Origin of the sequence: Rhizobium sp. Root1220, from assembly GCF_001426265.1 — a bacterium.
Classification (GTDB): domain Bacteria; phylum Pseudomonadota; class Alphaproteobacteria; order Rhizobiales; family Rhizobiaceae; genus Rhizobium.
Window position 1 is genome coordinate 49,622 of record NZ_LMDG01000011.1, and the last position, 14,216, is coordinate 63,837.

Here is a 14,216-nt window from a genome sequence, read left to right on the forward strand (position 1 = left end):
TATTTCCGTGGTTGTCGGACCGGACCTCGGCCTTCCCCGAGCTCAAATCCGGCGCCCACATCCTGGGCCTGCGCTTCCGCCCGGGCGCCGCCCTGGCATGGCTCGGTACGCCCCGTCCGAGTTGGTCGGCGGGACGATGCCACTATCGCATTTCTGGGGGAGGCAATCCAGGCAAGACTATTGGAAGTCCTCATGCGGGAGCGCTTCGCGCGCCTGCTGCAGATGCTCGAAATGCATGACGCCGATGACCCGCCCGAGGATATTCAAGCTCTCCTCGGTTGGTTGAGCCGCGCTGACTGGCGCAGAGCTAATGTGCGCGGCGTTGCTGATGTTATCGCGGTTGGGGAGCGGACATTGAGGCGACGTATTCGGGAGCATTTCGGCTATGGTCCCAAGACTTTGGAACGCATTCTGCGTTTTCAGATCTTCCTGCGAAACGCGCGATTGTCCGTTTTGTTCAAGAGCCTCCGCGTAGCGCTGCAATAATTGGGGAAGCAAAGGCGACCATGACCACTTTACCCGCGCGTATTGTCCACATCAGCATCGAACGAAGCTGGAAGGACGTCTATGCTATAGCCTCGAGGCCGCAGAAAATGCCGCATGGGCTTCGGGTCTCACCTCGGGGCTGACGCGGGATGGCGAGGATTGGATCGCTGATGGCGGACCGATCCGCCGGGTGCGCGTGTGCTTCGCGCCGGCCAATGAGCTCGGTGTGATCGACCATACTGTGACGATGGAAGATGGCTTAGTCGCTGAGCGCATTGCGCATCGTGCCGAACGGCGAGGGCGCGGAGGTGATGTTCAACGTTGCTGCGCCCACCGGAAATTGACGAGGCGGCTTTTGACTCCGACCCCCGTCATGTCGAGAAGGATCTGCGCTGGGGAATTAGAATAAGCCTCATTCAAAAAACCTAAATTAAAATCGCGGAAGACAAACCGGAGTCAACCAAGCGGCCAGCGACCGATACGTCGGTGGACAATAATCCGTTCTGGCAATGGCGATTATCGTCCCAGCCAGGATGATTGACGATGGGGTAAAGGCATATTCCCTCTAATGGCACGCCTATTTGCATTGCCATGCGCGCCTGCTCAGACACGTAGCGAAACCATGGCCCCCGTCGCTCGTCTTCGATGCCCGTCTCGGCGATCAGCATCGGTTTGCCATAGCGAGAATAGGTTTCGGTCAGGATCTTGCTGAGCGGCTTGTAGAGCGGGTGGGAGATATCGATGGGCGGACCCCCGTGGATCCATTGATTGGTGAAATAATAGTTGATGCCGATGATATCGAGGTAGCGCTCCTGTCCACCGATCTGCGGCCACATGCGGCCAGCGATCAGGTCCCATCCCTGAAACTGTGATTGACGGTGACCCTCCGCAACACCAGCTTCCCATGGCCGGGATGGATCGGCGACCACGTTGATGATGGGGTCGCAATGGACGAAGCGGGCACGAGCATCGACCGAAATGATCGCATCCATGGCTGCAATAGCTGCCCGGGCGAGCTGTACCTTGAGTTCGAAACCCCGGCCGTGTGCGAAGGGATTGAGATAGCCGGCATCCCCGCCGCCCCACGAGAAAAAGGATATTTCATTGATCGGGCAATAAAAAGGAATGTCGTCACTCTCCTCACGGACGATGCGTGCAGATGCCGCGGCGTAGCGTTCAAATCGATCAACAAAGCGCGGCGACCAGATGTTGAGATCGTCCGGCCAGCCATAGTGCAGAAGGTCCCAGACAACTTGCGTTCCGGTCTCGTTCGCGGCGCGGAGCATGGGCCGTATACTCGACCAATCATATCCTCCGGCTCTGTCAATCAGGTGCCAGCGAAAGCCGTCGCGGACGGTACGGATGCCAAATCCTGCGAGCTGACGGTAATCCCGCGCGGAAAAGCGATCGTGTTGGATCGCGTCAATCATATCGAGGCGACGGCCACTAGTTTCACCATCGCGCGGCCGCAGTCGATGGGTAGAGCATTCGAACCCGCCCATCAGGAAGGATCGGAAGATGCCGGTTGGCCCGGCGGATTGCCGTTCCGCGAGGACCTCTGAAAAAAGCTGCTTCCACTGCGGCAGAACAGCTTCGATCGAGTAGGTGGTTTCAACCTTACGGCGCAGTTCACCACCGAGCGAGCGGCGCAGACCAGCGTCGCCGATTAGCAGTCGGATTTTCCGAGCAACAGACGCCGGATCGTTATAAGGCACAAAAAGGCCCGATACTTGGTCGTCAATCTGTTCGATGGCGCCGTTGTCGGGCGTCGCGATGACAGGCAAGGACGCGGCACCGGCTTCTGCAATAACGTGCGGCATGCCTTCCCCGTGCGAGAGCCAGACGAAGATATCGACGGCCGACAGCAGATCGGGAATGTCCTTGCGATCGCCCAGGAACTGTAATCTAGTTTCCAGGCCCAGCCGATGTGTCAGGTCCCGAAGGCGGAGAGCGTATTCTGGTATGAAAGCATCAGGGCCTCCAATGACAATAAAACGAGCGTGTTCATTGTCTGTCACCACGAGAGCGGCGGCCTCGATAAAGTCCTCGACATTCTTCTTCGGATCGAGCCGGCCGACCCAGCCGATAAGGACGTGATCATCCTTTATTCCAAGGCGCGTCCGCATTGCGGAGCGTGTAGATAGATCGAAAGCGGCAAGATCCACCATGGAAGGGATTTCCAATGCGTGGCTTTCGCGACCTGGCATATGGGACGCGGCAGCGTCCCGGATCGAGCGACACACGCCTACATAGCGGGTGGTAAAGTGCTTGGGGCCTGCCAACGCCTCTGAAACCAGCCCACCATGCTCAATCAGCGGCGGGCGGAGATGAAGCCGTTCAAGCGCGGGATAAATATCCGCGACATTCTGGCAAGAAACCACGATGTCATAGCAAGGTATCTTGCCAGCCAGATAGCCGACTGTGTCTGCGAAGGAGAGGTTGTAAGGGGTCGTATCGACATCGACACCGAGGGCACGAAGCTGCTCGTGCGTCTGTTCCGGCATTCCGGGCTTCCGGAAACAGGCGACGACATCAATTCGGTAGAGGCTAGGATCAAGGTTTGTAGTCAGGAGCCGCACTTCGGTCTCCTCGCCGCCCACTACCAACCAGGCAAACACGAACAAGATGCGGACCGGAGCCTGTTCAGTTGTCATGCGTTCACCTGAAAGACGACCTGCAAGAATTCCGGTCGGTTCTCGATTAGGTCGGTAAGGAAGGCCGGCGCATCGTCCATTGGCACAATATGGGTGATCACGTGCTCGCGGATTATGTCCCCGTGAGACCGAAGGAGGTCGACCGTTGCGAGAGCGAGCCGGCGGCGGTTCCAAAGGGGTGCCAGACCACGCGGTACCCGATTGATCTGAGCGCAGCGAATATTGAGTCCGTTGTGATGGAACTCCTCGCCAAGCCTTAGCTTGTCGGCTCCGCCTTGGTAGAAAGCGAGATCAATGGCGGTTCCCTGCTGCCGCAGCGCCTTGAGAGCTGTATGCAGGCTTCCGGAATGTGCACGGGTTTGAAAAACGAAGTCGGCGCCGCGGCCCATCGCGCCGTCATGCCATCGCGCCTTGGCATACTGCCAGGCGTCTTCCTCGGACATAGCGGTCAGGCCCATTGCCTCGGCTTTGCCGCGCCGGAATTCCGATGGGTCGGTAATGACGACCTCGGATGCACCAAGCGATTGTGCGAAGAGGGCGGTCATCAAACCCACAGTGCCGGCACCGATGACGACAATCGGACGATTCTTCACACCGGCTCCGAGAAAAGGCACGTGAGCGCCAAAGGCTTCTGCGTCTGCGTGAAGAATGCCGTTGGCGGCGATCGGTCCCATCTGCGCAACGAGAATGCCCAGGATCGGGTCGATACCGGACGGAAGGGGAATGAGCAGATCGTGGAGCGGGTTGGCCGTATGACCGGATTTGTGAGCATACGTGGTAGCGACAATGTCGCCTTCCGCAAACCCGCGGGCGCGCGTTTCCGATACCCGGGCAACCTCCATGTATCCGAGAAATGGCACCGGATAATGGAGATCCGGTTCGTTCTCTATGAAGACGCTGCGTTCGCCGTCGAAGCGCGACCGAAAATAGGGATTGGTGTTTTTGAGAAATGTCAGTTCCGTACCAGCCGACAGCCCAGTGTATAGCGTATCGAGCCGAACTTGACCGTCTCCGGGAGGTCCTTCTTCGTATTCTAGGAAATAGGGGCGGCCCGGCGCCTCGACGCCAAGCGAACGAATGATGCGGTGGCCGGGCGCTACTCCCGGAGGCGGCGCTTCTGATCGCGGTTGAAACTGCAAGGGTGCCGGTGCTACCTGCCGGGTCCGCGGCGGATCAAGGCGAACCGGCTCCCCCACTTGTGCGGAAGCCGTGACGGCAAGCGCAAGCCGGTGGGTTGCCAGCGCCTCACTGTAAGGGCATCGGATACGGTTTTCTCCGCCCCGTACGGCGTCTATGAAATCGCGATCCTCACGCCAGACGGGATCGCCGTCTGCTCCGCGCACCGGACGGCCACGTCCAACATCCACCATGATCTCGCGATCGGTTAGCTCGATCGCCAGCTTGTCGGCGAAGATGTGGAGGCCTACACGGTGATTCCACCCGAGCAGACAGGTGGAAGCAATATTTGCAACAACGCCGGTCTCGAAGGTTAGGCTTGCGGTCGTGACGGTCGGCACGTCTAGGCCGGGGAAATCGGGCCGATCAGTGTGGGCGGCACGTCCATAAACTTCCGTCACCTCGCCGACGATGAACCGAACCAGGTCGAGAAGATGAGTTGTCTGCTCGACTATTTGACCGCCAGATTTGTCTTTTTTCCACCACCATTGCGGGGGCGGCGTTGAGTCGAGCCAATAGCCGGACAGCAGTTGAGCCGGATTGTCCTTGAGGAGCTCTCGCGCCACATCGACAATGTCGAGGTAGCGCCAATGGTATCCGACCCCAGTGACGAGCCCCGACTCCGTCACGGCTTTTTCAATCTTCTTAGCCGTCTCCAAGTCGAGAGATACAGGCTTTTCAACAAAAAATGGAATTCCTCGCTCGACTAGATCCTGTTCCGGCTCACCATGCGCGAATGGCGGCACACAGACATAGACTGCATCCGGCCGAACAACGTCCAACATCTCGCGGTGATGGGCGAAAGACTTTGCGCCGAAGCGCGCCGCCGCTTCGTCGGCCCGCCCAAGGTCTGGATCTGCAAACCCCACCAACTCCACCTCATCGAAAGTGGCAATGACATCTAGATGGCGGCGAGCGATACCTCCCACGCCGATGAATGCGAGCCGCGTCTTTTGCATTGGTCGTTCCTTATGCATGATAGATGCAGTCTTCGGCAGAAAACGGTCGTAAACCGCCATTGTTGCATTAGCCATTCGATCAGCGGAAAACTGCCTTTGAAAGCGGTCGCGCGCAGCCATGGCGACATTCGCCAGCTTTCCCCGATCGGCTAGAGCATGCATGATGGTGGCGGCCAGCGAGGCGGGGTTTTTCGGCTCTGCGAAGAATGGATGATCTTCGCCAAGCGCTTCCACCGTGCCGCCGATGCGGGTCGCCACAACCGGACAGCCTAAAGACATCGCTTCCAGGACGGCAAGGGGCAAGCCCTCGAACACCGATGGCAGAACGAAGAGGTCGCTGAGAGCTAATATATCTGCGACATCGGGCCGTTGGCCGGTAAAGAGCACACTGCTGGAAAGTTCGAGTTCACGAACAAGGGTCTCGACTCTGACGTATTCCTCGCCCGACCCGACGAGCAACAGCCGCAATCGCGGATGTACCCGCAGAATTTCGGGCATGGCCCGCACGAGGCACTCGTGACCCTTCTGCGCGGTGAACCGTGCCACTGTCACAAGCACGATCTCATCTTGCAGTCCAAGCTCCATACGCAGAGCGGCTGCCATAATTGGTGGGTCCGGCTCAAATATGCCGTTGCGGACGACGGTCATTCGCTCCGGTGAAATGTGGTCGCGGAAGCTTTCGCGTGAGGCCTCTGAAACGACAATATGGTGCGCGACATATTGCGTTTTCAGCCGATACCGCTCCTGCTGCTCAGCATCGGTGAGAACATAAGGGAGATGTTCGGTGCGGATGACCGGAATGTTGAACAGTCTGGCTGCTTGTGCAAGTTCGTGGCCTTCCCATCCGATTCCGGCATGGACATGGAGCAAGTCTACGTTGCCTCTGGCCAACCATCTGGCCATATCATTCTGATCGTATGCAAGCTTGATGCCTAAGCCAAAACGGGCGGCACGCTGCAAAAGTCTGCCCGGGTCCAGTGAGAGGACCAGGGTTACGTCAGCTTCGGCAGAAAGTTTGCGGCCAAGGGCGAGCATGTGCTCGCCCATACCAGAGGGTTCGCGGCTATCGGTTGCGAGGGCAATGCGGGGTTTCCTAGCCACGCCGGGTGTCTTTCTCAAGAACGCTGGCGACGGGATGTCTTTTCAGCAGACGTCGGTGGGTTGCAAGCGCCTGTCCAACGACCTGGTCCATATTGTAATATTTATAAGTACCGAGCCGGCCCACGAACGTCACGTTATCCAGTTCGCGGGCGAGGGCTTCGTATTGTTTGTAAAGCGCCTGATTTTCAGGGCGCGGAATGGGATAGTAAGGATCGCCATCCGCACAGGCGTATTCGTAGCTGATGCTGGTCTTGGGATGGATTTGTCCCGTCAGATATTTGTATTCCGTTGCACGTGTGTAGGGCACGTCCTCAGATGGAAAGTTGATGACGCCGGCGGGAAATATACGGCGCACACCATGCGTCTCGTGTTGAAATTTCAGGCTTCGATAAGGCAGACGCCCGAGTTTGAAATCAAAATATTCATCGATTGGCCCAGTGAAAATCACATGGTTTGCCAAGTCGTGTTGACGAAGAGTTTTGAAATCGGTGTCGACCATGATGGTAATGTTCTCATGATCCAGCATCCGCTCGAACATCCGGGTATAGCCATCGAGCGGCATAGCTTGGAATGTGTCGAGGAAATAGCGATCGTCCTCGTTCGTCCTAGTCGGCACGCGTGCAGTGACCGAGCGGTCAAGTTCGGATGGATCCAACCCCCACTGCTTGCGGGTGTAGCCTTCGAAAAAGGTTCGATAAAGCTCTGATCCGACTTGCGAAACGACGACGTCTCGCGACGTGGTAATCGGATCACAGGGTTCTGCCCGGGCCATCAGGAAACGTTGCGCGTCCGTCTCGCTGGAAAGATCGCAGCCATAAAGGACGTTCAAAGTGGTGCGATTGATCGGGATGGGAAGCCGCAAAGTGCCTACTTGGGCAAGCACCCTGTGCTCGTAGGGTCGCCAGGCGGTGAAGCGAGACAGGTAGGCGAACACATCCTCGCTGTTGGTATGGAAGATGTGGGGGCCATACTTATGAACCAGAATACCGGCTTCATTACGGTGATCGTAGGCATTGCCGGCGATGTGGGGGCGCCTGTCGCAGATCAGCACCTTTAACCCATCTGTGGCCAGTCGCTCGGCCAGCACCGAACCAGCGAAACCGGCCCCGACGATCAGGTAGTCATATTTTCGCAGTCTAGCCTGGTTATAACTTGGATATGATTTTCCCTGGGCCGGTGGAGGGGCGTTTGTACGCGAAATAGCCTGGTCGACGATGAGCGACATGCTTTTGAACGTCGCATCCCAGGAAGCGTGTGCCAAAAGTGCGTCCACAGGCTCCAGCCAGGCCCCGCCCGAGCGCGCGAGAGCCAGCGCGGCATCGCAGCCATCGGCGAATTCGTCAATGCCGTCTGCTAGATAAACACCTCGCGTATTGCTGTAACCTCTAACGACATCTGTTATCTTTGTACTGATCACCGGCCGTCCCGCAGCGAGATATTCCGGCGTTTTGGTAGGACTGATGAAGCGGGTGGCCTCGTTGAGCGAGAATGGCATCAGTGCAGCGTCCCAGCCGGATAGGTATGCGGGCAGATCGCCGTATTCTTTCCGGCCGAGGTAATGGATGTTTTCCGCCTGAGGAAGGTCGGAGTGCGATATTTTCGCGACTGGACCGAGGAAGACAAAGGAATAGTTCGGCCGAGCGGCGGCCGTTCGCCGGATCAGATCGAGATCAAGGCGCTCGTCGATAACACCGTAATAACCAAGTCGCGGATGGGGAATGTCGGCCTGGTCCGCGGGATCCGCCAACAAGGTCCTTCCGGCCTGAAAGTGATAGGTATCGACGCTAGAAGGAAAGGCGTGAATGTTGTCATGCCGATCCTTTTTCGCCTCGTAAAGGCTGATGCCACCGGTAAAGACCACGTCAGCACGAGCTATCAATGCGCTTTCCATGTCCTTCGTATCAGGCGAAGCAAACCGGAAATTCGCCAACTCATCCATGCAATCATAAACGACTGCGGCCGCCTCAATATGTCGGGCGAACGAATACATCATCGGCGTATAGAACCACAGAATTGGGCGTTTTGCCCCATGGAGCGAGATGAGATCGTCAAGCAGCCGACCGAGCGCCTTGTTCCGATCACGATCGTTCCACCAATGCGGGACGCGCGGCCGAATTGCCTTGACCGTTGTGCCTTCGAAGGGGTGAATTTCAAGGTAAGCCAAGTGATGATCGGTCGGAATGTATTCCTCGAAATAAAAGACCTGCCGATCGTTCGAGAATCGTCGCATCAGATGCTGCGGTCTCTGCAGCACGAAGTCCCACCGCAGATGAGAGAAGCAGATCAATGGGAGATCCGGAACTGCAGGCGATGCAGATGTTTGCAAAAAAGAATTTTGAACGTTCATCAAACACCTCGCGAAAGCATATTGTCGAACGACGGCACATTCATAAAGTTCCCCACGGTCAGCGGGCGTCGATCAATTTGCGAAGGCGGCGAATGCTATGCGGCCAAGTCCAGTTGGCGAGCACGACATTTCGAGGGCGTAACGTGTCGGTCCGTTCCAATAGGTCGCGAATGCCCTCATGGAAGTCATCCGCACTAGCCCAAGCTCCTGACTCGGCGGTAATGTACTGCAGGCCGCAACACAGAGCGCTGTTGGCGAGCACAGGAATACCCGCGAGCATGTACTCGGTGAGGATCGCTGGTGCACCGTCTTCCACGCCACATACGACTCCGATACGTGCCAGGTTCATCAGGCGGTTCACCTCGTCGAAACGCACGCCAGGCGGTCCAACGAAATCAACATTGAGGCCTAGCTGTTCAACATGGCTCCGCAGATCCTCCACCAGCTCCCCATAGCCGAAGACGCACAGCGACTTCAGAGAGCTCGGAAGCTTGGCGAGCGCCTCGAATAGGATGTCGTGACGCTTGTAAGCCTGGGCAGCCGCCACATAGATTACGTCATAGCTCTTGGGCAGACCTAGCGGCCGGAAGGTGGACGCTGAGGCGAACTCCGGACCGATCGGCATCACGACCGTGCGCATCTGCGGATGCCGCGATCGCACCACCGCTGATTGCCACTCCGCGCCGGTGATTACCAGATCGAAATGTTGGCTGACCTCAGGTGGGATTCGAAGGGCCGGTGCGTCGATCGAATTATAGATTTTGAAGCTGTCGCGGCATGCAATCAGGATCTCCTCGCTCACACCGAGCCCCCAGACGCAAAGGATCTCCGGAGGACCAAATGCAGAAATGTGCCCCAGCATGTCATTTGAAGCAAAAGGCGCTTCCGGGCCGTTCAGCCGAAATGCACGCCGTACAAGCGACGGATTTCTGTCAACCCATGCTGCTGGAGGATCACTGCCCCGCCAATGCGTCCAGATTTCTGCGCAGTCGACCATCCCATCCGCAACAGCTGCTAGTGGAAGCCGCTCAAGGTAGCCGCCATCCACTGTGACGCTGTGAGTACCGCGAGAAGGTGAAGGCGGTATTCCTCTCCTGCCATCGGTCCATCTCGTCATGAAATCTTGGGTAGGGGGAAGGTCGTCGTTACTCCAGTTCCCGTCCTGGAAATCGCTGATGACGACGATACGGCGCGCGTTCATGGAAACCTTGGTCTAACCGTGAGGCACCGGTGATAATACCGATTATCGACCTGAACGAACCACTCGACACAGGGTTCCACCGCATCTTGCCAGAAACAGCAAGCTCGATTGTCACCTTCGCATATCCGCAAGCACTGGTCACGATCGTTATGAAGCGGTCACCTACCGGAGCCGCCTTCCGGGCAAACTGCGCAGCCTTTTGATGTCGATGGAACCGCGGATCACGCATAGTTTAGCAAAACGGAGCGTTGGGACGACTGCTTGCGACTATGCCAAGTAGACCGCGAGGGCGATCGCAAGCTGCCGCCGTCGAGCCAAAGATCAGGCCGTATGTCGCGGCTGCGTTCAGAGACAAATCCGCAAGGCCGCCGAACATTGAAGACGACGCCGATACGCGCAGGAAAACGAGAGTGTTAGACCCGCCAAGCCATTTGCCGCGCATTCGGCTCGGCAACAACGCCTGAGCTTCGGTCATCGCCACGGGAGAAAGCGCCTCAGCAGGACCATCAGGATGGCGGGCTACTCGGCGGCCTCGGCGGCTTTGCTTGACAAGCTCACCAATGCCGGCGTGACGCGACAGGCCGGAACGTCACAACAGGAACTGCTTTAGCAACTTGCCCGGCGTCGGCGATAAGCTCACGCCAAACGGTGAGGTCCCGGACCAGCAGAAGGTCGCAAGTCTGCTGGGCGGATCGTCTATCGCCTGAACCAACGGCAGTCCGGCTGTCACGCTTTGTGACTCGCCAACCATTGCGACGCAGTTCATGCCGGTGCGGTCGGGTGTATCGATAGGTCAGAGGTCTTGTGCAGGCTGAACGGCGGTTTCGAGAGACAATTTAACTGCCGCGCATCGGACGATGATCTTCTAACTTGCCGCAGCTTCTTCGATGAGACGTTGGTCTTGCGTCACATTAGTGTGCCACTGACCAACGCGGCGGCGTTTCCGGTATCGACGCGGTCAGCGGGTCGATTGATGCCTCCTGTCCGTTTATCCAAGAGTTACCTTGATTCCAGAGACGACCAATCCTGGCGGGCTCATTCGCTCGGAACGCCAAACGATCGTGGGGAACGTGGGTGGCCTCATGGTTGAAGCAGTCGATCCTCACACCTCGAGCAAAAAGATGGCCGCCTGTCTTTCTATCTGCGAAGGGGATACACCTTCACATGGACCCGAGCACAAGGTTGTCTTTACCGTAACCGTCAGAGTTCAACTCGGTGGTATGGAATCGCCACCAGTCGGTTTCGTGGGCACGCCCTATTCGGAACGTGAGGTGCCGTTGTCGCTCGGAGCTATCGCAGGGCTTCAATGGGCCACGCGCTGAGATCGTGGAAACCCCGACACGGAAACGTTCGTTGTCCTTACAGCCTGCATTGTGCAATGGTCCCGTATCCTCAGTCGTGGAACGGGCTCTGGGGACTGTCAGCAACGTTGCGCTTTCGCCCTAACCTTTAAGGTAGCTAGATGAGCGCTGTTAACCTCGTACCGTCCGCTCCCAATTTTTCTTCGGTTCCCGGATTGCATGACGAGCTGTCAGATATCGATTTTGTCCATGCAATCAGCGTCGCTCTGATCGGTGAACAGGATACAACAGCGCTCTATGGCAAGATCGTGGACGCTGCAATTGCCATCACCGGATCACAGTTCGGCACGATGCAGTTGAAACGCCAACCTGCCGATGGCGGAGCGCCTGGTCTCCACCTGCTTGTCTCTCGGGGCTGAAGCCCGACGACAAGGCCGTGTGGCAGTGGGTCAGCCCGACCGCGCATAGCAGCTGCACCGCAGCCCTCAAATCCGGACGTCGGTCAATTATCGCGGACTACGAGAACTGGGATCAGATCAAGGGAACCGCTGACCTCGTACGCTGCGCGATCAATGGCCAAGCCCTCGCCCGCAGGAAAACAGTGCGCACATTGAACTGGTTGGGGACAGAAGCCTGCCTTTTAGGGACATCGGTCGAGGTAGTTGGCTCCCGCTGCTCAGCTGTTCTGCAGTGACGGAATATTCGTCAGGGAGCCCTGGCAGCCCAGCAACCTCCTGTCGTTGAAGCTCAAGCTCGAGTCGGGCTCTTGGAAAATGGAGCCTCGCTTTCCACTCGCCGTCTGGAAGCCCGGAGGGATGGTTTCCGTCGGAGCGTTCCGTACGATCCGGGTCTCTGCTGCCGAGCAGGCGATGAACACGCGTGTCGCTCTGTTCGGGTTGTCGCGCAAATCGCGCCCTAAAGCCGCACACGGCAGGTGGCAGTCGTGCTCAATGACGCGCGTGTACATTCATATCGGGGGCGACCCAGTGATTGAAGGCGTCCTTCAGCTTTTCTTTCGCCCCCTCGAGGGCCTCGTCGCCGTATAGGCTCACGAAGCTCTGCTCATAATAGCCATTCGCCGCCAATTTCTCATGGGTTTCTCTGGGAAGGGCATTCGGCGATAGTCGACCGATCTCCTGGAAGTTATCCGTGCCGACCTGTTCCATGAGATGCAGGCTGTGTCTTCNGTGGCAAACGCCGTGCCGGCGTCAAAAGACAACGAGATCTTCGTGCTCGATTTGGCACGAGGTACACTGAAGATAAAATTTGGACTGTTGAAATTCCTTTGCACGATTTTGAACGCAATTTGGGAATCAACGAGGTCGAAGAAGAGACTGGAAGGCATCATGGCTTTTCTCCTCATGGCTTTGGACTCAACACGTGGGAAGGATTCGCAGCACAGGGGGATCGCAGAAGGGAAAGTACGCGGTCCGAATCGCTATGATTAAAGGGTCGCGCCAACGACCCGAGATGTCAATTTTTACGGAAGGAAGCGCTACGGGTGAGTTGACCACTACGGTACAGGTTGTCGCGCCGACGAGGCGTTCAAAATACCTTCCACGAGAGCGACGTGAAACCTGATCTCCCAATCTCCCAGCGCGGTTTGCGTGTGCAGCAGGCTCTGCGCGTAACGCTTCTATTCGAGTCTGATTGAATGTGAGCGCGCCTTTGGAAGCCAATGCCATCGGTCATAGGATCGCCTCAAGAATTCCAAGATAACAAGGGTGATTACCTATCTATCGCTAGCGAACTCGACCGATGAGATGTTAACCGACCATTCAAAGTCCTTGGGAGAAGGCTTGCCCGGCAGGGTTTCCAGGCCTCTGTATGCATTGAGCGTCCAACATGTGCCATATATCCCGTGCGGTTCAATGATCTTGTAGCTGCTGAAATAGTCGGAGTACTCCTCAATACTGAAGCCGGGGCGCTTCGCGATCAATCGGAAGCGCACCACATTTACCCGCCGATCGGAGCCGTTGGAAAGTTGAACGAAAACTGCCTTGGCGGGGTCGGGGCATCCCTGGCCGCCGGTACTCGTACCAACGACGAGCGTCGCGGAGCTGTTGCGGTCGGATTGCTGGAAATACACATAGGCGGCAACGCCACAGCCGAACAAAACGGCTACTGCCGATGCAATCAATGTCGGACGTGGAAACAGGAAGAAACACACCAAAATTACCAGAATCGCGAGTATCAGAAAAATCATTGGGGCCTGCTCCCTTCTATTGATGAGCTAAAGCAGGCGTCAGCTGCGGGCAAGGACGGTTCCAGAGCGATCTTATTTGGCAACCTCGATTCGAGCGAGGTTCATGTGCCATGCTGCTGAATGCCACTNGTGCTCTCACCATGGCAGCAGAGAGCGCCTGATCATCGGCATCTGGGGCGGCAAGGATCGCGTCTACGCCAGCTACAAGTTCTTCCTGTATACTCTGCTCGGCTCGGTTCTGATGTGGGGCCTGCTCCCTTCTATTGATGAGCTAAAGCAGGCGTCAGCTGCGGGCAAGGACGGTTCCAGAGCGATCTTATTTGGCAACCTCGATTCGAGCGAGGTTCATGTGCCATGCTGCTGAATGCCACTTGTGGCATCGTGAGATCTGGCGAGTTGCGGCCCAACGTGGCCCTCAACGACGAAACCGCAGATTCGGTGTCCGGGTTCCAGCGGTCAATGTCGCGTCGCGCTTGCTCCTGGCGCAAAGCGGCGAAAGCGGTGGTCGGTCCTTGCAGTCGTTTACGAGGTAGTGACTGAAGTGGGACCGCGGAATTACAGTAGTCCTTAGTGAGACCTCGGGCCTTCAGGTCACGATTCATAAGATCGACCGCGGGAGGCATGACCTCACACGGGGGCTCGGCTCACGGACGAACCCAAGGAAGGAGAAGGCGATGATATTGTGCTGCCGCCGTCTCGTAGTCCCAGCGCAGTGTGGATCTGACTGACGACCGCCGCGCCTTCGCCTACTGCGGCCGCCACGCGCTTGGTAGAACCGGCTCTCA

General features: G+C 57.3%; 7 protein-coding genes and 1 pseudogene. 3 read left to right on the forward strand and 5 right to left on the reverse strand.

Translation table 11 applies throughout. The features are described 5' to 3' along the window. The first annotated feature begins 192 nt into the window (after positions 1 to 192). Both ASC90_RS29780 and ASC90_RS29785 read left to right on the forward strand, forming a co-directional pair. On the forward strand, positions 193 to 486 hold the full coding sequence (locus ASC90_RS29780; protein WP_056538700.1) for a hypothetical protein: 294 nt from the start codon (positions 193 to 195) through the stop codon (positions 484 to 486). Between the two features lie 20 nt (positions 487 to 506). Next, positions 507 to 915, forward strand: a pseudogene (locus ASC90_RS29785) (SRPBCC family protein). On the opposite strand, the gene ASC90_RS09315 reads toward ASC90_RS29785, so the two are convergent. The 4 genes from ASC90_RS09315 to ASC90_RS09330 are packed head-to-tail and all read right to left on the reverse strand — an operon-like array spanning position 912 to position 9,525. Further along, positions 912 to 3,140 carry a glycosyltransferase family 4 protein gene (locus ASC90_RS09315; RefSeq protein WP_056538704.1) on the reverse strand — a complete coding sequence of 743 codons (2,229 nt, stop codon included), beginning with the start codon at positions 3,138 to 3,140 and terminating at the stop codon, positions 912 to 914. The pseudogene ASC90_RS29785 and the gene ASC90_RS09315 sit on opposite strands and share 4 nt — an antisense overlap. Then, positions 3,137 to 6,376, reverse strand: coding sequence for a glycosyltransferase (locus ASC90_RS09320; protein WP_162246965.1), 3,240 nt, complete (start codon positions 6,374 to 6,376; stop codon positions 3,137 to 3,139). The genes ASC90_RS09315 and ASC90_RS09320 overlap by 4 nt, the downstream gene beginning before the upstream one ends. Further along, entirely contained in the window at positions 6,369 to 8,723 is a 2,355-nt protein-coding gene (gene glf / locus ASC90_RS09325) for a UDP-galactopyranose mutase (protein ID WP_056538708.1), read from the reverse strand. The genes ASC90_RS09320 and glf overlap by 8 nt, the downstream gene beginning before the upstream one ends. Before the next feature lie 58 nt (positions 8,724 to 8,781). Then, the gene (locus ASC90_RS09330; protein ID WP_244480357.1) at positions 8,782 to 9,525 is read right to left on the reverse strand and encodes a glycosyltransferase family 4 protein; all 744 of its coding nucleotides are present in this window, start codon (positions 9,523 to 9,525) and stop codon (positions 8,782 to 8,784) included. A 1,861-nt stretch (positions 9,526 to 11,386) separates the two neighbouring features. Between ASC90_RS09330 and ASC90_RS09335 the strand changes: the two genes are divergently transcribed. Further along, complete coding sequence (locus ASC90_RS09335; protein WP_056538715.1) at positions 11,387 to 11,644, forward strand: hypothetical protein; 258 nt, start codon at positions 11,387 to 11,389, stop codon at positions 11,642 to 11,644. Positions 11,645 to 12,957: 1,313 nt separating this feature from the next. Here ASC90_RS09335 and ASC90_RS09350 read toward each other — a convergent pair. After that, a complete protein-coding gene (locus ASC90_RS09350; RefSeq protein ID WP_056538724.1) occupies positions 12,958 to 13,431 on the reverse strand; it encodes a hypothetical protein in 474 nt (157 codons plus the stop codon). Between the last annotated feature and the right edge of the window lie 785 nt (positions 13,432 to 14,216).